General features: G+C 74.1%; 21 protein-coding genes. 8 read left to right on the forward strand and 13 right to left on the reverse strand.

Translation table 11 applies throughout. The features are described from left to right. Positions 1-66: 66 nt before the first annotated feature. The 4 genes from AC1VM9_RS05775 to AC1VM9_RS05790 all read right to left on the reverse strand — a co-directional run bounded on the left by AC1VM9_RS05775 (position 67) and on the right by AC1VM9_RS05790 (position 4549). Positions 67-2007 carry a MerR family transcriptional regulator gene (locus AC1VM9_RS05775; RefSeq protein WP_483121691.1) on the reverse strand — a complete coding sequence of 647 codons (1941 nt, stop codon included), beginning with the start codon at positions 2005-2007 and terminating at the stop codon, positions 67-69. Positions 2008-2143: 136 nt separating this feature from the next. Further along, on the reverse strand, positions 2144-2551 hold the full coding sequence (locus tag AC1VM9_RS05780; protein ID WP_481343495.1) for a DUF3151 domain-containing protein: 408 nt from the start codon (positions 2549-2551) through the stop codon (positions 2144-2146). Continuing rightward, entirely contained in the window at positions 2548-3576 is a 1029-nt protein-coding gene (gene fbaA, locus AC1VM9_RS05785) for a class II fructose-bisphosphate aldolase (protein WP_481347054.1), read from the reverse strand. Before fbaA ends, AC1VM9_RS05780 begins: the two co-directional genes overlap by 4 nt. A 121-nt stretch (positions 3577-3697) precedes the next feature. Beyond that, positions 3698-4549 (reverse strand): GNAT family N-acetyltransferase, encoded by an 852-nt coding sequence (locus tag AC1VM9_RS05790; protein ID WP_483121693.1) that lies wholly within the window; start codon positions 4547-4549, stop codon positions 3698-3700. A gap of 34 nt (positions 4550-4583) precedes the next feature. Here AC1VM9_RS05790 and AC1VM9_RS05795 point away from each other — a divergent pair, with 34 nt between their 5' ends. Further along, positions 4584-6035 carry an NAD(P)/FAD-dependent oxidoreductase gene (locus tag AC1VM9_RS05795; RefSeq protein ID WP_483121695.1) on the forward strand — a complete coding sequence of 484 codons (1452 nt, stop codon included), beginning with the start codon at positions 4584-4586 and terminating at the stop codon, positions 6033-6035. Between the two features lie 19 nt (positions 6036-6054). On the opposite strand, the gene AC1VM9_RS05800 is transcribed toward AC1VM9_RS05795, so the two are convergent. From AC1VM9_RS05800 to AC1VM9_RS05810, 3 genes are all read right to left on the reverse strand, one after another. Continuing rightward, complete coding sequence (locus tag AC1VM9_RS05800; RefSeq protein ID WP_481347057.1) at positions 6055-7182, reverse strand: M24 family metallopeptidase; 1128 nt, start codon at positions 7180-7182, stop codon at positions 6055-6057. Positions 7183-7578: 396 nt separating this feature from the next. Continuing rightward, positions 7579-8859, reverse strand: a complete 1281-nt coding sequence (locus AC1VM9_RS05805) for an MFS transporter (RefSeq protein ID WP_483121697.1) — start codon at positions 8857-8859, stop codon at positions 7579-7581. Positions 8860-8943: 84 nt separating this feature from the next. Further along, a complete protein-coding gene (locus AC1VM9_RS05810; RefSeq protein ID WP_483121699.1) occupies positions 8944-10125 on the reverse strand; it encodes a citrate/2-methylcitrate synthase in 1182 nt (393 codons plus the stop codon). 157 nt (positions 10126-10282) lie between these two features. Here AC1VM9_RS05810 and AC1VM9_RS05815 point away from each other — a divergent pair, with 157 nt between their 5' ends. Continuing rightward, positions 10283-11524: a citrate/2-methylcitrate synthase gene (locus AC1VM9_RS05815; RefSeq protein WP_483121701.1), complete on the forward strand. Its 1242-nt coding sequence runs from the start codon at positions 10283-10285 to the stop codon at positions 11522-11524. Positions 11525-11923: 399 nt separating this feature from the next. On the opposite strand, the gene AC1VM9_RS05820 is transcribed toward AC1VM9_RS05815, so the two are convergent. Beyond that, complete coding sequence (locus tag AC1VM9_RS05820; RefSeq protein ID WP_483123973.1) at positions 11924-12616, reverse strand: TrmH family RNA methyltransferase; 693 nt, start codon at positions 12614-12616, stop codon at positions 11924-11926. A gap of 327 nt (positions 12617-12943) precedes the next feature. Here AC1VM9_RS05820 and AC1VM9_RS05825 point away from each other — a divergent pair, with 327 nt between their 5' ends. Next, positions 12944-13648 (forward strand): DedA family protein, encoded by a 705-nt coding sequence (locus AC1VM9_RS05825; protein WP_483121703.1) that lies wholly within the window; start codon positions 12944-12946, stop codon positions 13646-13648. A 112-nt stretch (positions 13649-13760) separates the two neighbouring features. Next, entirely contained in the window at positions 13761-14747 is a 987-nt protein-coding gene (locus AC1VM9_RS05830; RefSeq protein WP_481339667.1) for a TIGR03086 family metal-binding protein, read from the forward strand. An 89-nt stretch (positions 14748-14836) separates the two neighbouring features. On the opposite strand, the gene AC1VM9_RS05835 is transcribed toward AC1VM9_RS05830, so the two are convergent. Then, a complete protein-coding gene (locus AC1VM9_RS05835; protein WP_483123974.1) occupies positions 14837-15433 on the reverse strand; it encodes a LemA family protein in 597 nt (198 codons plus the stop codon). Positions 15434-15788: 355 nt separating this feature from the next. On the opposite strand from AC1VM9_RS05835, the gene AC1VM9_RS05840 reads away from it, so the two are divergent. Together AC1VM9_RS05840 and AC1VM9_RS05845 are read left to right on the forward strand one after the other, a co-directional pair. Then, positions 15789-16094, forward strand: coding sequence for a DUF1905 domain-containing protein (locus tag AC1VM9_RS05840; RefSeq protein ID WP_481339661.1), 306 nt, complete (start codon positions 15789-15791; stop codon positions 16092-16094). Next, positions 16091-16753, forward strand: a complete 663-nt coding sequence (locus AC1VM9_RS05845) for a hypothetical protein (protein ID WP_483121706.1) — start codon at positions 16091-16093, stop codon at positions 16751-16753. Before AC1VM9_RS05840 ends, AC1VM9_RS05845 begins: the two co-directional genes overlap by 4 nt. Before the next feature lie 36 nt (positions 16754-16789). On the opposite strand, the gene pyrE is transcribed toward AC1VM9_RS05845, so the two are convergent. Together pyrE and AC1VM9_RS05855 are read right to left on the reverse strand one after the other, a co-directional pair. After that, a complete protein-coding gene (pyrE, locus tag AC1VM9_RS05850; RefSeq protein ID WP_483121708.1) occupies positions 16790-17356 on the reverse strand; it encodes an orotate phosphoribosyltransferase in 567 nt (188 codons plus the stop codon). Positions 17357-17399: 43 nt separating this feature from the next. Next, complete coding sequence (locus AC1VM9_RS05855; RefSeq protein WP_483121710.1) at positions 17400-18230, reverse strand: SDR family NAD(P)-dependent oxidoreductase; 831 nt, start codon at positions 18228-18230, stop codon at positions 17400-17402. A 53-nt stretch (positions 18231-18283) separates the two neighbouring features. Here AC1VM9_RS05855 and AC1VM9_RS05860 point away from each other — a divergent pair, with 53 nt between their 5' ends. Both AC1VM9_RS05860 and AC1VM9_RS05865 read left to right on the forward strand, forming a co-directional pair. After that, a complete protein-coding gene (locus AC1VM9_RS05860) occupies positions 18284-19129 on the forward strand; it encodes an exodeoxyribonuclease III (RefSeq protein ID WP_483121711.1) in 846 nt (281 codons plus the stop codon). Continuing rightward, positions 19126-20016 carry an alpha/beta fold hydrolase gene (locus AC1VM9_RS05865; protein ID WP_483121713.1) on the forward strand — a complete coding sequence of 297 codons (891 nt, stop codon included), beginning with the start codon at positions 19126-19128 and terminating at the stop codon, positions 20014-20016. Before AC1VM9_RS05860 ends, AC1VM9_RS05865 begins: the two co-directional genes overlap by 4 nt. Before the next feature lie 83 nt (positions 20017-20099). Here the strand turns inward: AC1VM9_RS05865 and AC1VM9_RS05870 are convergent, their stop codons facing one another. Both AC1VM9_RS05870 and AC1VM9_RS05875 read right to left on the reverse strand, forming a co-directional pair. Further along, positions 20100-21887 (reverse strand): MFS transporter, encoded by a 1788-nt coding sequence (locus tag AC1VM9_RS05870; RefSeq protein ID WP_483121715.1) that lies wholly within the window; start codon positions 21885-21887, stop codon positions 20100-20102. Between the two features lie 20 nt (positions 21888-21907). Further along, a complete protein-coding gene (locus tag AC1VM9_RS05875; protein ID WP_483121717.1) occupies positions 21908-22618 on the reverse strand; it encodes an LppX_LprAFG lipoprotein in 711 nt (236 codons plus the stop codon). Positions 22619-22714: the final 96 nt, after the last annotated feature.

Raw genomic sequence — 22714 nt, forward strand, 5'->3', positions numbered from 1 at the left:
TGCGTCTGTCTGTGAGTGTCAGACCACGCACCGAAAGGTCCCAGCACCACCCGGGTGACGCATCGGTCACGCAGCCGCGAGGGCGAGAGCCGCGTCGACCCGCGCTCGCAGCGCGGCCGGGTCGCGCAGGTCTGCCATGGTCACCCGGACGACCACCCAACCCAGCGACCGGATGCGGTCCTCGCGCAGCTTCTCCTCCCACAGGACCTGCCGGTCCTCGTACTTCACCCGACCGTCGAACTCGACGAGCACGCGGGTCCCCGTCAGCCGCAGGTCGACTCGGTAGCCGCGGCCGCCTCGGGTCCACCGCTCCGTGCCCGGCACGACGAACTGCGGCTCGAGGTCGTGCCCCGCCGCCCGGAGCAGGTGGGACAGCAGCGTCTCGCCGGGCGACTCGTGCCGGGCGTCGCACCAGTCGAGCACCGCCCGCACCCCCGCGGCACCGTGCCGCCGGCCCAGTCCCGCGACCGCGGCGCGAAGCTCGTCGGCCGTCACGAGGCCCCGGCGGAGCCCGTCGTCGGCGGGCACGAGGAACGAGCGGGGGTCCTTCAGCCCCATGGACGCGATCGCGACTGCCGGATGGACGGTCCCTCCCGCCGGCCGCGGAGCCAGCTCCGGCGCGGACGTCCGGTGCGGATGGACGACGAGGTCGGCCTTGCGGTGGCGGTTCAGGCCGGGGTCGGTGAGGGCCAGGTGGACCCTTCGCAGGTCCGGCCGCCACGTGGCGATCCCCAGACGCAGCAACGCCGATGCGTCAGCCGCCAAGGCGCGTCCGGCGTACTCGACCAGGAGTGCCTCGACGCGGAGCCGGTGCCGGTCGGCGTCGTCGCGGGGCACTCGTGTGGCGTACCAGCCGCGGTGCAGCCGAACCACGCTGCCGTCACGCAGGAGTCGACGCAGGTCGGCACGGGTCAGGCCCAGCCGGTGGCGCGGCCGGCCGAGAACACGTCGTTGCGGGCGATGAGCGCGGGATCCATGCCCTGAGCCTCGTGGTCTCGGGAGGGGGGCGCGACACCCTGCCCGGGGGCTGTGGAGATCACCCCCGCCCGCGTCAGGGGTGTGGACGCGTCCCGGCTCCTCGTGCACGATTCGGTCCCTTGGTGGGTGGTGCACCACCGACCAAGGGACCGAACGCCCACGAGCGGACCGGGCGCCGACCGGGCGCGGACCGGACGGCCTCAGGCGACGGGTTGCTGCAGCTCGATGACCCAGGTGGCGTCCGGGTCGGCCGGCGCTGCGTGGTAGACCTCGCGGCACGGCCCGGCGAAGGAGAGCCCGCGCGCCTCCACCTCGCGCGACAGCGTCTGCCACGCCTCGGAGATCCCGCCGAGCGGCCCGCGAAGGGTCGTGACCAGCGCCCGCGGTTGCGCCGGGAAGCTCGACCAGCTCGAGGCCCGCGGCGGCGGCCTCGGCCGGCCCGACCTCGGGCCCGACGGGGTAGGCCGCGGCAGCGACCAGGGCGTCGCCGTCCATCGTGTAGTGCCCCATCGAGGGGCCGGTCGGGACGAGTGGTGCGGCCGAGACGGCGTGCTCGACCTGCCCGAAGAGGGGGCCGACGACGTCGCCGACCTGCTCGCCGTCCGGCACGCGTCCGGACAGCTGGACGAGGCGGGCGGCCGGCAGGGCCTGCTCGGTGTAGGCGTCGAGGGCGACAGGTGACATGGCGTGCTCCTTCTCGATCATCCGGAGACGCTGCTCGACCTGCTGCAGGCGCGCGCGGTCGGCGTCGATCTGCGCGGCGAGCTCGGCCCGACGCAGCCGCAGCATCCCGCGCAGCTGCTCGACGGGCACGTCGTCACCGAGCAGGCGACCGCAGTCCTCGAGCGTGAAGCCGAGGTCCTTGAGCGCCACGAGCCGGTTGGCCCGGTCGAGCTGCGCGGTCGAGTACGACCGGTAGCCCGAGTCCGGGTCGACGCGGGCCGGCGGCAGCAGACCGAGGGCGTCGTAGTGGCGCAGCATGCGCACCGACACCCCGGCCAGCCGGGCGAAGTCTCCGATACTCAACATGGTCCGACCATGGCACCGCCTGACACCGTGTCAGGGTCAAGGACGGAAGGCATCGGGGTCGGCCGGGACGCGAGAACGGGCTGCCGGTCGGTGGTGCTCCACCGACCGGCAGCCCGACCGTCGAGAAGGTGAGGCGTCAGAGGCCGAGCTCGCGGGCGGCCTCGGCGGAGGAGTCGCGGAGGAACTGCGCGCACCGCTGCTCCTCGTCCGTCTCGCCGATGGCGCGCGCGGCTCGCGCCAGGGCTGCCAGCGCCCGCAGGAACCCACGGTTCGGCTCGTGGGACCACGGCACCGGGCCCTGCCCCCGCCAGCCCGACTTGCGCAGGGCGTCGAGCGCGCGGTGGTAGCCGGTGCGGGCGTAGGCGTAGGCCTCGACGTCGCGCCCGCCCGCGGCGAGGGCCTGCTCGGCCAGCGTCGCCCACGCGAGCGAGGACGTCGGCACGGCGGCGGCCACGACGACTGCCTCCTCACCGGCGGCCAGGCGCGCGGCGGCGGGGTCCTCGGCCAGACGTGTCTCGGGGATCCCGAGCAGGTTGTCGCTCACGGGTGGGTGCCGGCCGACCGGAGGGCCTGGCACGCCTCGACGATGCGGGCGGCCATGCCGGCCTCGGCGGCCTTGCCCCAGGCGCGCGGGTCGTACTGCTTCTTGTTGCCGACCTCGCCGTCGATCTTGAGCACGCCGGCGTAGTTGCTGAGCATCCAGTCGGCGACCGGGCGCGTGAAGGCGTACTGGGTGTCGGTGTCGACGTTCATCTTGATGACGCCGTAGTCGACGGCAGCCGAGATCTCCTCGGGCAGCGAGCCGGACCCGCCGTGGAAGACGAGGTCGAACGGTCGGGCCTCCTCGGACAGGCCGAGCTTGCCGGCCGCGGCCTTCTGGGCCTCGAGGAGCACCTCCGGACGCAGCTTGACGTTGCCCGGCTTGTAGACGCCGTGGACGTTGCCGAAGGTCAGGGCCGTCAGGTACCGGCCGTTCTCGCCGGCGCCGAGGGCGTCGACCGTGGCGATGGCGTCCTCGGGCGTCGAGTAGAGCTTGTCGTTGATCTCGTGGGCGACGCCGTCCTCCTCACCGCCGACGACGCCGACCTCGATCTCGAGGACGACGTTCGCGGCCTTGGCCAGGCCGAGCAGCTCGCGGGCGATGTCGAGGTTCTCGTCGAGCGGCACGGCCGAGCCGTCCCACATGTGCGACTGGAACCAGGGGGTGCCACCGGCCTTGACGCGCTCGGTCGAGGCGGCGAGCAGGGGGCGGACGAAGCCGTCGAGCTTGTCCTTCGGGCAGTGGTCGGTGTGCAGCGCGATGTTGACCGGGTAGTTCTTGGCGACCTCGTGCGCGTACGCGGCGAAGGCGAGCGAGCCGGTGACCATGTTCTTGACGTTCGGGCCCGACAGGTACTCGGCCCCGCCAGTGGAGACCTGGATGATGCCGTCCGACCCGGCGTCGGAGAACCCCTGCAGCGCGGCGTTGAGCGTCTGCGAGCTCGAGACGTTGATGGCGGGGTACGCGAAGGAGCCGGCCTTCGCGCGGTCGAGCATGTCGGCGTAGACCTCGGGGGTGGCGATGGGCATGGCATCTCCTGCTGTTTCGTGCGGGTGGGGCGTCAGGCCCCACGGCGGTGCGGTCCGCCGTCGATCCTGCCACGCCCGGCCGGCGTCGGTCAGCGGTGCCCACCCCTCGGAGCGCGGGTGCTCAGCGGCCCGGACGCCGGTCGGTCGGCTCGAACACGTAGGGGGTCGTCGCGGCCACGCGATGCAGGCCGAGGCGGCGCAGGATCGGCTCGGAGTCGGGCGAGGCGTCGACACGCACGAAGTCCTTGCCGCGCTCGAGGCCGAGGCGGGCGCGGTGCAGCAGCGTGGCACGGTAGAGGCCGCGACCGCGCCACTCGGGCCGGGTCGAGCCGCCCCAGAGGCCGGTGAAGCGGCTCGTGTCGTACTCCGACCGCGCCGCGCAGAGCACCGGTCCCCCACGCGTCTGCTCCACGACGACGACGTCCATCGACGCGGGCTCGGCGAGCCACCGGGGCAGCAGCGAGTCGACCACCCAGGGCTGCGGCTGCCCCCACACGACCTCGAGCATCGCGGCCATCCGCTCGAAGTCCTCGTCGGAGTCCGCGGCGCGCACGACCACGCCGTCGGGCAGGGAGAGCTCCTGCGCGGCGAGCGGCGCGGCCTCGCCGAGGACCAGCGCCTCGTCGTCCTGCCTGACGAAACCGGCCCGCACGAGGCGGGTGCCGAGGTCCGCGGGCTCGTCGTAGTCGTAGGTCTTCCACTCGACGCGCAGGCCGCGCTGGGCGAAGAAGTCGCGCTGCCGTGCGATGACGGCGTCCCACTCGTCGGGGTCGGGACCGAGCCCGTCGGGGCTCTCGATCATGTTCCAGTGGCCGCCGTCGACCTCGTACTCGCGCCGCACGAGGCCGTCGACCTCGATGGGACGCTGAGGTGTGCCGACGCGGATCGGCGCGCGCGTCTCGTCGTGGAAGACGCGCAGCAGCTCGTCGGCGTCGACGGCGTGGGCATCGCTCTGGAACGAAGAGGGGTTCACAGGGACAGCCAAGCATGGTCGAATCCGTCTCGTCATGCCTCTTTTCCCTGCGCGGAACGCCGCTCGCGCCGCCCGGTCGGACGCATCGCTGAGCGACCGCGCCGCACGGGCGCTGGCCGATGCCCGGCCCACGCCCTTCTGGACCGACCGGCCGGAGCGACCCGAGCCGCGGCCATCGCTCACGGGTGCGGCTCCGCGCACCGACCTCCTCGTCGTCGGCGGAGGCTTCACCGGACTGTGGGCGGCCTTGCAGGCCAAGGAGGCCGACCCGTCGCGTGAGGTCGTCGTCGTCGAGGCGGGACGCCTGGCCGACGGCGCGTCCGGACGGAACGGCGGCTTCATGGCGCCGTCGTTGACGCACGGACTGGCCCAGGGGGTGGCCTGCTGGCCCGAGGAGATGGGAACGCTCGAGCGGCTCGCCGCCGAGAACTTCGACGGCATCGTCGCCACGCTCGAGCGCCACGGCATCGAGGCCGACTTCCACCGCCCCGGTGAGCTGACGCTCGCCCTGACCGGGCACCAGGTGCCGTCGGTGCGGGAGTCCTATGAGCTGCACCGGGCCCACGGTGTCCCCGTCGAGCTGCTCGATGCGGCTCAGGCCCGGGCCCGGGTCGACTCCCCGCTGTACCTGGCGGGCATGTTCCACCCGGAGGTCGCGCTCGTCGACCCCGCTCGCCTCGTCTGGGGGCTCGCGCGCGCCGCGGAGTCGCTCGGCGTCCGGATCCACGAGCACACGCGGGCAACGGGATTCGACTCTGAGGGCCCCGGCGTGCGGGTCGGGCTGGAGGGCGGGTCGATCCATGCCGGCCGCGTCGTCATCGGCACCAACGCGTCGCAGGGGGTGCTGCGTCGGTTCAGCGCGTGGGTGCTGCCGGTCTACGACCACGTCCTCATGACCGAGCCGCTGAGCCCTGCGCAGCTGGCCGCCATCGGCTGGGCTGGGCGGGAGGGCCTCACCGACGCGGGCAACCAGTTCCACTACTACAGAAGGACGCTCGATGACCGCGTCCTCTTCGGCGGTTACGACGCCAACTACCACTTCCCGGGACGCATCGATCCCGCGCTCGAGCAGAACGACGCCTCGCACGGCCTGCTCGCCGACCACTTCCTCGACATCTTCCCGCAGCTCGACGGCATCCGGTTCACGCACCGCTGGGCCGGCGTCATCGACACGACGTCGCGGTTCACGCCGGTGTTCAGCACGGCGCTCGGCGGCCGGATGGCCTACGCGGTCGGCTACACCGGCCTAGGCGTGGCCTCGACCCGGTTCGGGGCGGCCGTGGCCCTCGACCTCGTCGACGGCCGCGACACGGAACGGACGCGGCTCGGCATGGTCCGGCGCAAGCCGGTGCCCTTCCCTCCCGAGCCCGTGCGCTACGCGGCCGTCACCGCGACGCGCGCCTCGCTCGCCGCCGAGGACCGCACCGGGCGCCGTAACCTCTGGCTGCGCGCGCTCGACCGGCTCGGCGTCGGCTTCGACTCCTGACGCCCTCCGCGGTCGGACGCTACAGGACGGTCAGCTCCCTGGGGCGGGTGTTGAACCGCTCGACGCCGGACTCGGTGACGGCGACGATGTCCTCGATGCGCGCCCCCCAGCGTCCGGTGAGGTAGACGCCCGGCTCGATGCTGAAGGTCATGCCCGCCTCGAGAGGCAGGTCGTTGCCCTCGACGACGTACGGCTCCTCGTGGACGTCGAGGCCGATGCCGTGGCCGGTACGGTGGATGAAGTGCTCGGCGAGGCCGGCCTCGGCGAGCACGGCACGCCCGGCGCGGTCGACGTCCTGGCACGTGACGCCGGGCCGGACGGCGTCGACCGACGCCTGCTGCGCGGCCTGCAGCGCCGCGTAGGCCTCGGCGACGTCGGGCTCGGTCGGTGACCCGACGGCGTAGGTGCGGGTGCTGTCGGAGTTGTAGCCCGAGGGCAGCGGTCCGCCGATGTCGACGACGACGACGTCGCCCTGCTGCACGACGCGGTCGCTGACCTCGTGGTGCGGGCTCGCGCCGTTCGGCCCCGAGCCGACGATGACGAAATCGGCTGCGGCATGGCCTTCCTCGACGATCGCGGCCGCGATGTCGGCGGCCACCTCCGCCTCGGTGCGGCCCGGGCGCAGCCACTCCCCCACGCGGGCATGGACGCGGTCGATGGCGGCACCGGCGAGACGCAGCTGCTCGAGCTCGACGGCGTCCTTGCGCATCCGCAGCTCCCGCAGGACCGGCCCGGCCAGCTGCTGCTCGGCGGCACCCGCGTCGCGCAGCCGCAGCGCGTGCAGTGCCGGCGTCATGTCGGACACGGCCACCGGGCCGCGGGGCACCCCTGCGAGCGCCAGGGCGTAGGCGTCCTCCCCGTCGACCCACGTGCGCACCTCGACGCCGAGGTCGCCGAACGGCACGTGGCCGAGCCCGGCGAACTCCAGCCTCGGCGAGACGAAGACCGGCGCCACGGACGCGTCGGTGGGCACGACGAGCGCGGTGAGCCGCTCGAACGACGACCCGGCCACGCCGACGAGGTAGCGCAGGTCGGACCCCGGCGCGACGACGACGGAGGAGAGCCCGGCTTCCGCGGCGTGCCGGCGCAGCCCGTCGAGGCGTGAGCGCATGGTCGTGACGTCGAGGACCGAGGTGTGGGTGCCCATGTTCCGACCGTACTGCCGGGTACCCCCGAGCCTGCACCACCGGCTGACGCGCCCGACGGGCACCGGGGTCGAGGTATCCGATCGCAGCAGACCGCGACCGGATACCTCGAAAGACTGGGGTGGCAACGGGGTCGAGGTATCCGATCGCAGCAGACCGCGACCAGATACCTCGAACGAGCAGGGTCGACGCCGGTTCCACCCAGCAGCTCGACAGGACGTCCTTACCCGCAGCCGACCTGCACCTGCGAAGTCCTTGCCGAGTGCAGACCCGCAGCGGGTGCCGGGCGCGGCGTCCGGCCCCTACCGTTGGGGGGACGCCGGATGCGTGGTGCGTGGCCCGGTTGCTCCCTCGGGCCGCGCAGAACGGGCCCCGACCGAGGTGGTCGGGGCCCGTTGTCACGCCCGGACACCGGCCGAACGCTCCCCCGCGACCGTGACGTGCCGGTACGGCGAGCGCCAGAGCACGAGGGCTGCGACGGCGAGCCCGAGCACCCCGGCGCCGATCGCGAACCGGTTGCCCCACGTGGCCGCGAGCCACCCGCCGAGCGGCGCCGCGATCGCGATCGACCCCCAGTTCAGCGAGCGGATCGTCGCGTTCATCCGGCCTCGGAGCCGGTCGGGCGTCACGAGGTTGCGGTGGCTCATGGTCAGCGGGTCCTTGACACCCATGGCGAGGCCGAAGAGGGCGTTCGCGAGCAGCAGCCACGGCAGGGCCCACGGCCCGGGGCGGGCGAGCAGCAGCAGCGCGTAGGCCAGCGGGCTGGCCCACTCCGTCGCGACGACGACGCGCCCGGTGCCGAACCGGACGCCGAGACGCGGCGCGAGGCCCGCGCCCACGACGCCTGTGACACCGGTGGCGGCGAGCACGAGGCCGACCGCGAGCGCGTCGAGGTGCAGCTCGGTGGTGGCGAAGTACACGAGGACCGTCGTGACGATGCCGTTGGCGAAGAACCACAGGTGCAGGGAGATCGCGTAGGGCCCGAGCGTCGCGTGCCGGTAGACCCAGGCGCCCCCTTCGCGCAGCTCGGCCCACAGGTGGCGTCGCCGGGCCCGCGCCGGTGGACGCTCCTCGACGCGCAGCATCGTGAGGGTGGCCGCGGAGACCGCGTACGAGGCGGCGTCGACGAGGACGGCGACCGGCGCCGACAGCAGGCGCACGAGGGCCCCACCGACGAGCGGCCCCAGCGACTGGGTGGCCGAGTAGGTCTGCGACAGGCGGGCGTTGGCCCCGGGCAGCCGCCCCGGCGGCACGATCGCCGGCAGCAGCGACCGGTGGGCGGCGTTGAAGAACATCGAGGCCGAGCCGACGACGAACACGAGCACTGCGAGCACCGGCACCGTGAGCCGTCCGTAGAGCGCGAGCACGCCCACCGTCCCGAGCAGCGCGGCGCAGAGGACGTCGGCGCCGACGAGCAGCGGCAGGCGTCGGACCCGGTCGACGACGACGCCGGCGACGAGGCCGAAGAGCAGGTAGGGCAGCCACTGCGCCGACCGCACGACGCCGAGGTCCACCTGGTCGGCATGGAGGGTCTCGATGAGGAGCAGCTGGAGCGCGAGTGCCGAGACGAACGTCCCGAGGTTCGAGACCGCGTCGGCGAACCAGAAGCGCGCGAAGGACGCGTCGCGGCCGGTCGGCGCGACAGCACCTGCGTGCTCGAGCGGATCGCCGGCCTCCATGCCTACCCCCTCCCCTGCGCCCGGCCCGGCGACGTCGTCACCGCGGCCGAGCACCAACCTACGGGGCGTTCGGGTCGTGGCCGTTCAGGCGGTGGCCGGCGTGCGTACCGGCACGGGCTGCGGGGGCGGTGGGCCGACGTACCGGGCCGCGGGCCGGATGATCTTCGGGTCCCGGGCCTGCTCGAGGATGTTCGCGGTCCAGCCGACGACCCGGGCCACGCAGAACGTCGGGGTGAACATGCTCGGCTCGAGGCCGACCAGACGCATGACGACGCCGGCGTAGTACTCGACGTTCGCGTAGAGCGGGCGGTCCGGCTTGAGCTCGGCGAGGACCCGCTCGATGGTGGCCTCGACGCCGATCGCGAAGTCGACGAGAGGGTCGTCCCAGCGGCGGGCCACGCCCTTGAGCAGCTCCGAGCGCGGGTCGTGCGTCCGGTAGACCGCGTGGCCGAAGCCCATGATCCGGGCCCCGCGCGCGACCTGCTCGCGCACCCAGGGCTCGGCGCGGTCCGGCGTGCCGATCGCCTCGAGGGCCTCGAGCGCCCGGCTCGGGGCGCCGCCGTGGCGCGGGCCGGCGAAGGAACCAATGGCCCCGACGAGGCAGGCGGCGAGGTCGGCGCCGGTGCTCGCGATGACGCGCGCCGTGAACGTCGAGGCGTTGAAACCGTGGTCCATCGTCGCGACGAGGTACTGCTCGACGGCGCGGGCATCGCGCTCGGCGGGCAGCCTGCCGGTGACCATGCGCAGGTAGTCGGCGGCATGGTCGAGGTCGGGGTCGGCCGGGACGGGGTCGAGGCCGCGCTGGAGCCGGTGGGCAGCGGCGAGGATCGTCGGCGTGACGGCGACGGCCGCCATGGCCGAGGCGAGCCGCTCGTCCTCGCCGGCGTCGTAGAGGGGGCGCTGGCCGGTGATGCCGCCCCAGGCCGACAGCGCGGTGCGCAGCACCTGGAGCGAGTCGGTCGTGGTGGCGCAGATTGCCGGGAGCAGGTCGGCGAGGGCCGGTGGCAGGACGCGGAGCCGGCCGGCCTCCTCACGCAGGGCGTCGCGCTCGGACCGGGACGGGAGGCGGCCGTGGAAGAGCAGGTGCCAGGCGTCCTCGAAGCCGACCGCCTCGGCGAGGGCGACGGCCGAGTACTGCCGGTAGTGGTAGAAGCCCTCCTCGCCGCGGACGTCGCCGATCTCGGTGTCGGCGACGACGACCTTGGCCAGACCGGGCGGGACGATGACGAGGCCGGTGGGTGCCGGTGTGGGTTCAGGGGTGGACATGGCGGGCTCCTCTCGGGTTCACTCGTCACCCTCGACCATGTTGATCAACATCGTCAATGTTGATCAGATCAACGTTGATCCGGTCAATGTCGCCCGGGTCCGTGGCGATCGGTCGACACCCGTCGGGTCCACCCGGGCCCCCACCGAGGAGGAGCGCATGGCCGAACCGCGCAGTCCGTGGATCACGACGACCGAGGCCGCCCAGCGTCTCGGCGTCAAGCGAGCGACCCTCTACGCCTACGTCAGCCGCGGGCTCCTGCGCAGCGAGCGGCGTCCGGGCCAGCAGGAGAGCCTCTTCGACCGCGCCCAGGTCGAGTCGATGGCCTCGGCGACGCCCGCGGTAGGCACACCGCAGTCCGTGCTGCGGTTCCGCACCGTCGCGACGGCGGTCAGCAGCCAGGTGGAGGGCGAGCTGCGCTACCGCGGGCTGCCCCTCGACGCGGTGGCGACCGAGACGGTTGAACGCGCTGCGGTGCTGGTCCTGGGATCGCTTGCACCACAGGACTTCACGAGCGGGGACCTCGCTCCCGTACGGATGCCGACGCTGGCCGCGGCCGTCCGTCCGGCCGCCCGAGCGCTCGCCCACCTACCACTCGAGCGGCGCGTCCCCGTGGCGGTGCAGCTGCTCGCGTCCTCCGACCCGTTCGCGGCCGACGTCGACCCGGAGCGGGTTCGCGAGGCCACACCCGGCGTCGTGGCCGGGGCCGTCGCACTGTCGGCCGGCATCGGAACCGAGGCCACCGGCTCGACCCGCCGGAGCCCGGTCCCCCGGGGCGGTTCGGTGATGCGGCCGCTGGCCGAGCTGACCCTCACCGCGCTCGGGGGCCGCTCGACGCCGGAGGCGGCCGAGGTCGTCGGCGTCCTGCTCGTCTGCCTGCTCGACCACGGCCTGACGGCCTCGACCGTGGCGGCGCGCGTCGCTGCGTCGACCCGCGCGGGACTGTACGACTGCCTCGGCGCGGCGTACGCCGCGATGGCCGGACCGTTGCACGGCGCCGCACCGGTCGCCGCGCACGCCCTCCTCGCCGACGGGTCGCGCGCCGGCGACGCCGTGGCACGGGCCGTGCGCGCGCACGGATCCGTGCCCGGGTTCGGGCACTTCCTCTACCCCGAGGGCGACCCGCGCGCCTCCCTCGTCCTCGACCGGGTTCGCCGGCTGCCGGGCACGGGGGCTGTCCTCGAGCGGCTCGACGCGCTGGCCGGTGTCGTCGCCGAGCGCACGGGCGCCCTGCCGAACATCGACCTCGCCGGCGCGGCGGCCCTGCACGCCCTCGGGCTACCGGCGGCCGCCGGCGAGGTGCTCTTCCAGGTCGCGCGCTCCTTCGGCGTCGCCGCCCACGTCATGGAGGAGTACGCCGAGGAGCCGCTGCGCTGGCGCGGCCGCGACCCCTCCGCCTGACCCGGGCACCGCGCCAGGCCCCGCGTCGACACCCTGGCCCACCGGGCCACCAGCCACCCCAGACCCCGGATCGTCCCCGCAACACACCGAGTAGTCGTCAACTCCGACGGGAGTACCAGTGACGAGTTGGCAGCTGCTCGGTGTGTTGCGGGAGACGGTCCGTTCAGGCACGGGGTCCGCGGCGCGGGGTCAGGGGCGCGGGTGCAGTGGCGCGGGGTCAGCGGCTCGTCCCCGCAACACACCGAGTAGTCGTCAACTCCGACGGGAGTACCAGTGACGAGTTGGCAGCTGCTCGGTGTGTTGCGGAGACGGTCCGTTCAGGCGCGGGGCACGGGCGCGGGTGCAGTGGCGCGGGGTCAGCGGCGCGGGGTCCGCGGGGCGGGGTCAGGGGCGCGGAGGTCAGGGGCGCGGCGGGGTAGCCGGGAGTGGGGCGTCGGGGGTGGGGCGCTGGTCGAAGACGTGGCGGCGGACCCAGGCGTGCATCGCCACCGCGGCGGCGGCGCCGGCATTGATCGACCGCGTCGAGCCGAACTGCTCGATGTGCAGGACCACGTCGCAGGCGGCCCGCATCGGTCCGGACAGTCCCGGCCCCTCCTGGCCGAAGACGAGGACGCAGCCGCGCGGCAGCTCGTAGGTCTCGATCGGCAGCGACCCGGGCAGGTTGTCCACGCCGACGAGGACGAGGCCCGCCTCGCGCGCCCACCCGGCCAGCCCGGCGGCGTCGGGGTGGTGGTGCTCGTGCTGGTAGCGGTCGGTGACCATGGCACCCCGACGGTTCCAGCGTCGTCGCCCCACGATGTGGAACGCCTTGGCGCCCATGGCGTTCGCGGTGCGGATGACCGAACCGATGTTGAAGTCGTGGCCCCAGTTCTCGACGGCGACGTGGAAGTCGTGCCGCCTGGCGTCGAGGTCCGCGACGATCGCCTCGTGCCGCCAGTACCGGTACGCGTCGACGACGTTGCGGCGGTCACCGTGCGCGAGCAGCTCGGGGTCCCAGTGCTCCCCGACGGGCCACGTCCCCTCCCACGGACCGACGCCCACCGTCCCGGTGGCCTTGGCGGTCTCCGTGGCCTTGGCGGTCCCCGCGGGCACGGCGGTCTCCGCGGTCTCGGTGAGCACGGCGGTCTCCGCGGTCTCGGTGAGCGCAGCGGGTTCGGCGGGCTCGGCGGGCACGCGCCGAGTGTACGGGCGTCGGCGGCGCGGGCTCGACGGGAGAAGGCCGGTGCGGGCATCGTCGCGGGCCTCGCGGCCCGGCGACCAGCGCCGCGCCGGTCCTCCTCCCTCGCTCCCGAGCCCATGTTCACCCGCCCGTCGACGGGACCGGAACCCGGAGCCGCACTTCGATACCGCATCGAGACCGGAGCGCGGCACGGCCGACACCGGGAAGGACCTCGCGGCCACACCGCCTACCCTTGGCGCATGCACGCACTCGCCGCCGTCCCGGCACTCGGCCCCAAGTGGATGGACCCGACGTACCTGCTGGACCAGTACCAGGGTGCGTTCTTCGTCATCGCCCTCGTCATCGTCTTCATCGAGTGCGGCCTGCTCTTCCCGATCCTGCCCGGCGACTCGCTCCTGTTCGCCATCGGCCTGTTCATCGCGACGCAGAAGGTCGACCTCAACCTCTTCGTCGCGATGGCGCCCCTCACCGTCGCGGCGTTCCTCGGCAACGTCGCCGGCTACGAGATCGGCCGGGCCGTCGGACGTCCGCTCTACGGACGGCAGGGGCGGTTCATCAACACCGCGAACTTCGACAAGACCAACGCGTTCTTCGACAAGTACGGCAACCGCGCCCTCGTCCTCGGCCGGTTCGTCCCCATCGTGCGGACCTTCATCACCGTCGTGGCCGGCATCGGCCGGATGCACCGCCAGCGGTTCTTCGGCTGGAGCGCGATCGGTGCCGTGGCGTGGGTCGTCAGCGTGACCCTGCTCGGCTACTTCCTCGGCCAGGTCTTCCCGGACCTGACGAAGAACATCGAGTACGCCATCCTCCTCGTCGTCCTCGTGTCGGTCATCCCCATGGTCATCGAGGTCGTCAGGCACCGTCGCGAGGCCCGCGAGGTCGCTGCGGAGATCAGCGACGCGAGCGGCGAGGAGCGCCTCCGCGGCGAACCGCGCGCCTGAGCCGGTCAGCCGCCCCCACGTCCACGACGCGTCGGGGACGTTCCGGTGAAGCCGGGACACCGCGTCGCCGACCGGAGCACACTGGTCGGTGCAGGGGTGGACGGAGGCCGACGTGGACACCGAGACGACGGACCGGGCCGCACGCCCGGACGAGCCGCACGACCCGGCCGGGCCGGAACCGCCCGACCTGTGGACCCTCTACCGCGCCAGCGTCCGGGGGTGGACCGACCGGGTGGCCGAGCTGGCGGAGGACGACTGGGACCGACCGACGCCGTGCTCGGCGTGGACGGTGCGCGACCTCGTCAACCACGTGACCGGCGAGGACCTGTGGACCGTGCCGCTCATGGAGGGCGCGACCCTCGAGGAGGTCGGCGGCCGGTTCGACGGTGACGTCCTCGGCGCCGACGGTGCCGGGGCGTCGACCCGGGCGGCGCAGGAGGCGCTCTCGACGGTCGAGCGGACGCTGCCGAGCCACGGCACCGTCCACCTCTCGTACGGCACCGAGTCGATGGAGGAGTACGTCCGCCAGCTGCTCGCCGACCACGTCGTGCACGGCTGGGACCTCGCGGCCGCGACCGATGGCGACACCGGCCTCGACCCCTCGCTCGTCACCGCGGTGGCGTCGTGGTTCGACGACCGCGAGGAGCTGTACCGCTCCGTGGGGGCCGTCGCCGGGCGACGCGGCATGACCGGTGACGCCGGCGCGGACCTGCTGGCCCGGTTCGGCCGGGACGCCTCGTGGGGCGCGGCGCACGCCGCCTTCGCGGCGTTCGTGGCGGCGTTCGGCCGTGGCGACGTCGACGCGATCATGGCGCGGATGACGGACGACTGCGTCTTCGAGGCCACCGGGCCTGCGCCGGACGGAGTGCGGCACGAGGGCGCCGACGCGGTGCGCGCGGTCTGGGAGGACCTCTTCGCGGGCACGCGCGACCCCCGGTTCACCGAGGAGGAGTCGTTCGTCGCCGGGGACCGCGGGGTGCTGCGGTGGCGTTTCGACTGGGTGGAGGCCGACGGCTCGCCCGGTCACGTGCGCGGCGTCGACGTCGTGCGGCTGCGCGACGGCCTCGTCAGCGAGAAGCTGTCCTACGTCAAGGGCTGAGGGCCCGGACGGCAGCCACGGCTGCGGGGGACGCGGCTCACGCGTCGGTCGGTCGGTCAGACGTCGGTCCGGCGTCGGTCACGCGTCGGTCACGCGTCGGGTCGGGTGCGGTCGATGCTGGGGTCGGGCGCGCCGAGGTCGGCGGGCGCGTCGGCCTGCGGGAGGGCCGGACCCGGCTGGGTCGAGGGCCCACCGACCGCGCCCGGCTGCGTGGACCCGCCGACGGTGGCCGCGCCCGGGCCGGCCGGTGCCGACCCGAAGGTGCCGGGTGCCTGGTCGCCGAACGTGATGCTGGGGACGGCCGCCTCGCCGGCCGGTGTCTCGAAGTACTCGGCGCGCTTGACGCCGCCCATGCCCGCGACGATGTTCGAGGGGATGCTCTCGACCTTGGTGTTGAGGTCACGCACGAGGGCGTTGTAGTACCGGCGAGAAGAGGCGATGCGGTCCTCGGTGCTCGACAGCTCCTGCTGGAGCGAGAGGAAGTTCTGGTTCGCCTTGAGGTCGGGGTAGGCCTCCGCGACGGCGATGAGGCGCCCGAGCGCCTGGCTCAGCGCACCCTCGGCCTGGGCGGCCTGCGCCGGCGACGGCGAGCCGGACATCGCCGCCGTGCGGGCCCGCATGACCTCCTCGAGGGTGCCGCGCTCGTGGGCGGCGTAGCCCTTGACCGTCTCGACGAGGTTGGGGATGAGGTCGTGGCGACGCTTCGAGCTCGACGTCGATCTGCCGCCAGCCCTCCTCGACGCGGTTGCGCAGGCGGATCAGGCCGTTGTAGCTGACGACACCCCAGACGACGAGGAGCACGACGAGCGCGAGCAGGATCCAGACGATGATCATGGGGTCTCCCCGTAGGCGTGGGCGTGGCGTCAGGGTTCAGCAGGGGTGCAGCAGGGTCCGAGTGGTGGCACCGATCCTAGACCGGCGGGTCCCGCCCGCCGGGGGGCTGCGCGGCGACGCCCCTGCCCACGGGACCGGCGCTCCGACGCCGTCCGACCCGGCCGCGTTCCCTCCGGCGCTGTCGGTGCGGCTTCGTACCGTTGTCCCATGGAGGACGTGCCGCTCGCCTTCGACTTCACCGCCGAGCTGTGGCGGTGGGACGCGCAGTCGGGCTGGTTCTTCGTCACCGTCCCGCCCGACGAGTCCGAGCTGGTCCGCGAGCGCCCGCGTCCCCCGCGCGGGTTCGGGTCGGTGCGGGTGCGCGTCACGGTCGGCCGGTCCACGTGGGCCACGTCGGTGTTCCCGATCGCGTCCCGCGGCGGGTACGTGCTGCCGATGAAGCAGGCGGTCCGCCGGGCCGAGGGGCTCGACGAGGGCGACCCGGCCGACATCCACCTCGAGGTGCTGGGGTGAGCGAGGTCGGGGGCGGGCCGACGCCCGGTCCGGCCGCCAACCGCGTGACGCCGCTCGGTGACGTCGTCGCCGTCCCGGGCCGCGGGGCGTGGATGGGCAACCGGGGGCGGCTGCACGAGGGCACGGGCACGAGGCAGGTGCGCAGGCACCACGTCGGCCGGGCCTGGATCACGTGCGTCCTGGCCTTCCGCGACCGGCGCGTCGACCAGTGGCACCCGGGTCACTACACCCCGCTGTTCTTCCTCGACGAGGCCGTGGCGCTCGCGGCCGGGCACCGACCGTGTGCCGAGTGCCGGCGCGCCGACTACGTGCGGTTCCGCGACCTCGTGGCCGAGGCGCTGGGGGTCGGGCGGCTCGCCGCGCCCGAGCTGGACCGCCTGCTCCACGAGGAGCGCTGGGACTCCCGCCACCGCACCCGGCGGATGCACGCCGCCGCCTGGGCCGACCTGCCCGACGGCGCGTTCGTCCTGCTCGATACCGGCCCGGCCCGCGTCGCCGGACCCACGGTCGTCCCGTGGCTGGCGACCAACACCTACGGTGACCCGGTCCCGCGCCCGGCGCGCGGTACCGCCGTCGTCCTCACGCCGCCCTCGAGCCTCGACGCGCTACGGCGCGGGTACCCCGTCCAGGTCGGGGCGCCCGCGCCACCCGACGCGTGAGGCGTCAGTCCAGCGCCATCTCGCCGGACCTACGGCTCAGGCGAGTCCGAGGTCCCCGAGGGTGTAGACGAAGCGGTACTCGACACCGGCCTCGTCGGTGATGCGCTCGCCGGCGCCGGTGGCGCGGTCGGCGATCGTGGCCACCGCCACGGGGTTGCCGCCGTCCTCGCGGACGGCCTTGACTGCCTCGAGCGGGGAGGCACCGGTCGTCGTCGTGTCCTCGACGACGAGCACGTCGCGGCCCTTGACCGACGGGCCCTCGATGCGCTGCTGGAGGCCGTGGGCCTTACCCGCCTTGCGCACGACGAAGGCGTCGAGCCGCTCCCCCGCGCTCGCGGCGGCGTGGAGCATCGAGGTGGCGACCGGGTCGGCGCCGAGCGTCAGGCCACCGACCGCGTCGAACGAGAGGTCCTTGACGAGGTCGCGCATGACGATGCCGACGAGGGGCGCTGCCTCGCCGTCGAGCGATATGCGGCGCAGGTCGACGTAGTAGTCGGCCTCCTTGCCCGAGGACAGCGTGACGCGTCCGTGGACGATGGCCTTGTCCTTGATGATCTCGAGGAGGCGGGCGCGGGCGGTGGCGGTGTCGGGCGTCTCGGTCACGCCCCCGATGGTAGGGGTCCTCGCGACGGCCCGGCGTCGGGGTTCAGTCGCCGCGACGGCTCGGCAGCCGGGTGCTGCGCAGCCGGCCGCGCACGAGCGGGCGCGGCAGGACGCGCAGCAGCGTCGAGACCGCCTTGTACTGCAGGCCCGGCACCGACACGACGCGTCCGTGGGCGACGTCCTCGAGGCAGTCGGCGACGAGCCGGTGCGGGTCGAGCCACAGGAAGCGGGGACCCGGGCTGGAGATCCCGGCCCGCTGCTGGAACTCGGTGCTCGTGAACCCGGGGCAGAGTGCCGTGGCGGTGACCCCCGTGCCGGCGAGGTCGCCGGCGAGGCCCTCGGTGAACACCGTCACCCACGACTTGGCCGCGGAGTACGTGCCCGAGGCGAGCCACCCGGCCACCGACGACACGTTGACCACCGCACCGTGGCCGCGCTCGACCATCGCCCGGGCGCCCGCGTGCGACAGGACGAGGACGGCCCGGGTCAGCACGTCGAACATCCGCTCCTCGTCGGCGAGGTCGTTGCGCAGGAACCGCCTACGCAGCCCGTAGCCCGCGTTGTTGACGAGGAGGTCGACCGGCCGCGCCGGGTCCGAGAGCCGGTCGGCCACACGCTGGAGCGCCTCCCGGTCCGACAGGTCGGCGGTGAGCACCTCGACGTCCGTCCCGGTGCCGCGCAGCGCCGCCGCGAGCTCCTCGAGCCGGGCGGTGTCGCGCGCGACGAGGACGAGGTCGTGCCCGCGCCCGGCCAGCTGCACCGCGAACTCGCGGCCGATGCCGGCGCTCGCGCCCGTGACGAGGGCAGTCGGGCGCCTCCGGTGCGAGGCGTCGGGCGGGCCGGGGGCTGCCTCGGCGGGGGTGGGCTCGGTCATGCGGCACACCCTAGGCAGCACGCGGGCTCCTTGTCCCTCTAGGGTGTCCGACCATGCGAGTCGCCACGTGGAACGTCAACTCGATCCGATCCCGCATCGACCGGGTCGAGGCGTGGCTGGACCGCACCGGCGTCGACGTGCTCGCGATCCAGGAGACGAAGGCGCGTGAGGACCAGTTCCCGTTCGAGCGCTTCGCGGCGCGTGGCTACGAGGTGGCGCACCACGGGCTCAACCAGTGGAACGGCGTCGCGATCGTCTCCCGGGTCGGCCTCGAGGACGTCACGGTCGGTTTCGACGGCATGCCCGGCTGGGGCGAGCCCGTGGCGCCGGAGGCCCGCGCCATCGGGGCGACGTGCGGTGGGGTCCGCGTCTGGTCGCTGTACATCCCGAACGGGCGCTCGCTCGCCGACCCGCACCTGACGTACAAGCTCGACTGGCTCGCGGCCCTGGCGCGCGCGGGGCGAGGATGGCTGGCCGCCGACCCGGACGCGCAGATCGCCCTGCTCGGCGACTGGAACATCGCGCCGACGGACGCCGACGTGTGGAGCGTCGAGTACTACGCCCACCGGACCCACACGTCGCCCGGTGAGCGGGCGGCCTTCCAGGGTGTCGTCGACGCGGGGTTCACCGACGTCGTCCGCCCGCACACCTCCGAGCCCGGCACCTTCACGTACTGGGACTACACGCAGCTGCGGTTCCCCAAGCGGCAGGGCATGCGCATCGACTTCGCGCTGTGCTCACCCGGCCTCGCCCGCCGCGTCGTCGGTGCCGCCATCGACCGGGAGGAGCGCAAGGGCAAGGGCGCGTCCGACCACGCCCCCGTCGTCTTCGAGGTGGCCGACGACGGTGTGGCGGGTCCCGCGGCCGACGCGTCGGACGCGACGGGTACGCAGGCGTGAGGCGCCACGACCGCCGCGGCATCGTCACCCCCGACGGCGCCGTCCTGTCCGTCCACACCCATGCCGACCCGGACCTCCCCCCGGACGCACCGACGCTGGTGCTGACGCACGGCTGGGCCGTCCACCACAAGAGCTGGCTGCCGGTCGTCGAGGCGCTCGGCGACACCCCGGTGCGCATCGTGCTGTGGGACCAGCGCGGGCACGGTCGCTCGACGATCGGACTGCGACGGGCCGAGCTCGCGTCCCTGTCCGTGGAGCACACCGCACGCGACCTCGATGTCGTCCTGCGCGCGGTCGTGCCACCGCCGTCACCCGTCGTGCTCGCCGGCCACTCGATGGGCGGCATGACCGTCATGGCGCTCGCCGGGCAGCGCCCGGACCTCTTCGGCCCGCGGGTGCGTGCCGCGCTCCTCGTCGCCACGGCGTCCGCGGGCGTCGCCCTCGGCGAACGGCCCGGCGAGGCTGCCGTCATGCGGCTCGCCGCCCGCGGGGTCCCGATGCCGCCGGGTGCCGCCGGCCGGATCCGGGCCCGGGTCGGCGGCCTCTTCGGTCAGGACGCCGACCCGGTATCCGTCGAGTCCGCCCGGGCCCAGGTCGCCGCCATGAAGCCGGCGATGTTCGCTGCCTTCTACGGTGTGCTGCTCACAGCCGACCAGCGGGGCGGCCTGCTCGGCCTCGAGCGCATCCGGGTCGGCATCGTCGCCGGTCGCCTCGACCCGCTCGTGCCGGTCGCGCGGGTCCACGCGCTGCGCGTCACCCTGCCTCACGCGACGTTCACCGAGCTGCCCGGGGCGGGCCACATGCTGCCGTGGGAGGCGAGCGACGTCCTCGCCGACGAGGTGCGCGACCTGCTGGCCGAGGTGCGCGCTCGTCCTGCCTCCGCCTGACCGCGGTACCGTCCGTACGCCCCCGGACGCCTGCGGCAGACCGCGGCCGACCTGGAGGCCCGGAGGCTCGGCGCCTCGCGCCGTCAGAGCCCGACCGGCCGCGGGTCGGCCGCCGTGGCGGACCGGGGACGCGTGCGTGGCGTGCCGAGCGTCGTCGCGACGACCGCCGCGCACCCGGCGGCCACGGCACCGCCGAGGAACACCGTCTGTACCTGGACGACACCGGCCGCGAGCAGGGCGTCGGTGTCGAGCGGGTCGGGCAGGTGGCGCACCGCCTCGTAGTAGCGGGCCAGCCCGATCGAGGTGAGCAGGGCAAGCCCCACGACCATGCCGACCATCCGGGCCACGACGACGAGCGAGCCGGCGACGCCGTGCGCGTCGGGTGGTGCGTCGGCGAGCGCGGCGTCGTTGACGGGCGCGAGGGCCAGGCCGACGCCGAGCCCGACGAGCACGAGCACAAGGGTCGTCGGGAGGGTCTCGACGACCGACTCCAGGGTCCAGCGGGACATGAGGACCATCCCCAGGGCTGCGAGCGCGAGGCCGGACGCCGCGACGGCGCCGTCGCCGAGGCGGCGCAGCGACCGGCCGCCGAGGAGCGCGCCGACCGGGACCGCGAGGAGGAAGCGGACGAGGACGAGTGCCGCACCCGTCTCGTCGTACTCGTCGGTGAGGCGGGCCAGCAGCGGGACGTCGACGACGACGGCGACGAGCGCGGTCCCGACGAGGAGACTGACGACGTAGGCGCGCAGGCCACGCGGGCCGAGGACGCCGCGTGGCACCAGCGGGTCGGGGGCCACGCGGTGCCACACCGCGAGGAGCACCAGGGCGAGCGCGCCGACGGGCAGGAGGCGGTAGCCGAGCGGGCCGACGACCTCCTTCTCCGGGTCGGACGAGGCGAAGGTGAGCACGAGGCTGCCGAGCGCCACCGCGACGAGCCCCGCCCCGAGGAGGTCGGCCCGACGCAGCACGGGCCACCACCGCGGGGCGGTCACCAGAGCGGTGACCACGAGCAGCCCGAGCCCGGTGACGCCGACGGGCGTCAGCACCTTCGACGTGCCGGCGAACGGCACGAAGGGCAGGCCGAGCCGCACGTCCGTGACGAGTGGCTCCGGCGCCGCGAGCGCCAGCCACACCGTGGCGAGGCCGAGGACGGCGGTGACCGCCGCGACGCCGGTGGCGACGCGGCGGCCCGTTCGAGAGGGCGCCCGCACACTGCCCCGGGAGCCTCCCGCGCTCCCCGCGCTCCTCGCGCTCCTCGCGCTCCTCGCGCGACCGACCAGCCGGAGCACGAGGTGCAGCAGCAGCCCCGCGACGACGTTGGCCCAGAAGATCGCCCGCCAGCCCTGCCAGGTGAGGATGACGGCACCGACCACCGGCCCGAGGACCGAGCCGAGCTCCTGCACCGCCCCGACGACCCCGAGCGGGGTGCCGCGTCGGTCCGCGGGCCAGAGGTCCGCCACGAGCGCCAGCGTGGCCGGCACGAGGCCGCCGCCGCCGACCCCTTGCAGGACCCGTCCGGTCACGAGCACCGGCATCTCGGTCGCGAGCGCCGTGACGGCCGAGCCGACGACGAAGACGACGAGGCAGCCGAGCAGGATACGGCGCCGGTCCAGCAGGTCGGACAGTCGGCCGATGAGCGGGAGCACCGCGACGTAGCCCAGGAGGAACCCGGAGATGATCGGCGTGGCCCGCTGCAGGGCGTCGATGCCGATGCCGACTCCGGCCATCATGTCGGTCAGCGCCAGCACGACGACGTACGTGTCGGCCGCCGCCAGCGCGACCGCCGTCGACGCCACGGCGAGGAGGCCGAGCCGGTGGCGGGGCGGTGCGCCGACCGGGCCCGGCGTCTCACGGGTCGGCTGATGCGTCATGGGCAGGTCACCGTCGACCCTCAGGGCCTGGTGATGGTGACGGGCTGGCCGTACCTGTCGAGCGCCAGCGTGTACGTCGAGCGCGTCCCGGACCCGAAGAAGGCTCCGGTGAGGCCGACGGTCCGCAGCTGCTGTCCGTCGGTCAGGCCGTAGGACACCTCGTAGCTGCCGGAGCGGTCGCCGATGAGGAACAGGTCGACGACCGACGCGCCGGGCAGCGTGCCGGTGATCGTCGTCAGCACCTCGGCGCCCCGACGTACCTGCGTGCCGACGCGCGGCGTCTGCGTCTTCGTCAGCAGCGTCGTCAGGCCGTGGTCGGGCGAGAAGAGGGTGGCGGGGTCGGGCAGGCCGAACGTCCTGGGGTCGATCTTGTTGGTGCCGGGCACGAACGGCAGCTTGGCGTAGACCTCGCCACCGACCGACGTGATCTCGGCGTCGGCCTGGATGCCCCTGAGCGCCACCTTGAAGGTGCCCTTGAACGCCGGTGGGTGGGTGCCCCATCCGTCGGCGGACACGATGCCGCTCGAGCCGTCGGGCACCCCCGAGCTCGTCAGGGCCAGGTGCACCGACGTCGCGGCGTCGACCTGGCTCTTGGCGGCGGCCAGGCGCTGGGCCGGCGTCAGCGACGTCTGCGCGGGTCCGGGGCCCGGGCTCCCGCTCGAGCACGAGGCGGCCGTGACGACGCAGAGACCGGACAGCACGGCGGCGGCGATCCTTCGGGTGGCGCGCATGCGCGTCAGGCTAACGGGTGCCGGTGGTGGGGCCCGGCGCCACGGCGCCGCGGGCGAATGCGGGTATGGCTAGGGTCGATGGACCTCGACGGCGGG

The sequence above is a fragment of the Monashia sp. HAY1-11D genome (assembly GCF_056868035.1).

Bases quoted from the DNA above. Each gene is read 5' to 3' on its own strand.
- AC1VM9_RS05775 (WP_483121691.1), bottom strand. From the start codon at position 2,007: ATGTTGAGTATCGGAGACTTCGCCCGGCTGGCCGGGGTGTCGGTGCGC.
- fbaA (WP_481347054.1), bottom strand. From the start codon at position 3,576: ATGCCCATCGCCACCCCCGAGGTCTACGCCGACATGCTCGACCGCGCG.
- AC1VM9_RS05795 (WP_483121695.1), top strand. From the start codon at position 4,584: ATGCCTCTTTTCCCTGCGCGGAACGCCGCTCGCGCCGCCCGGTCGGAC.
- AC1VM9_RS05800 (WP_481347057.1), bottom strand. From the start codon at position 7,182: ATGGGCACCCACACCTCGGTCCTCGACGTCACGACCATGCGCTCACGC.
- AC1VM9_RS05805 (WP_483121697.1), bottom strand. From the start codon at position 8,859: ATGGAGGCCGGCGATCCGCTCGAGCACGCAGGTGCTGTCGCGCCGACC.
- AC1VM9_RS05810 (WP_483121699.1), bottom strand. From the start codon at position 10,125: ATGTCCACCCCTGAACCCACACCGGCACCCACCGGCCTCGTCATCGTC.
- AC1VM9_RS05815 (WP_483121701.1), top strand. From the start codon at position 10,283: ATGGCCGAACCGCGCAGTCCGTGGATCACGACGACCGAGGCCGCCCAG.
- AC1VM9_RS05825 (WP_483121703.1), top strand. From the start codon at position 12,944: ATGCACGCACTCGCCGCCGTCCCGGCACTCGGCCCCAAGTGGATGGAC.
- AC1VM9_RS05840 (WP_481339661.1), top strand. From the start codon at position 15,789: ATGGAGGACGTGCCGCTCGCCTTCGACTTCACCGCCGAGCTGTGGCGG.
- AC1VM9_RS05855 (WP_483121710.1), bottom strand. From the start codon at position 18,230: ATGACCGAGCCCACCCCCGCCGAGGCAGCCCCCGGCCCGCCCGACGCC.
- AC1VM9_RS05860 (WP_483121711.1), top strand. From the start codon at position 18,284: ATGCGAGTCGCCACGTGGAACGTCAACTCGATCCGATCCCGCATCGAC.
- AC1VM9_RS05870 (WP_483121715.1), bottom strand. From the start codon at position 21,887: ATGACGCATCAGCCGACCCGTGAGACGCCGGGCCCGGTCGGCGCACCG.
- AC1VM9_RS05875 (WP_483121717.1), bottom strand. From the start codon at position 22,618: ATGCGCGCCACCCGAAGGATCGCCGCCGCCGTGCTGTCCGGTCTCTGC.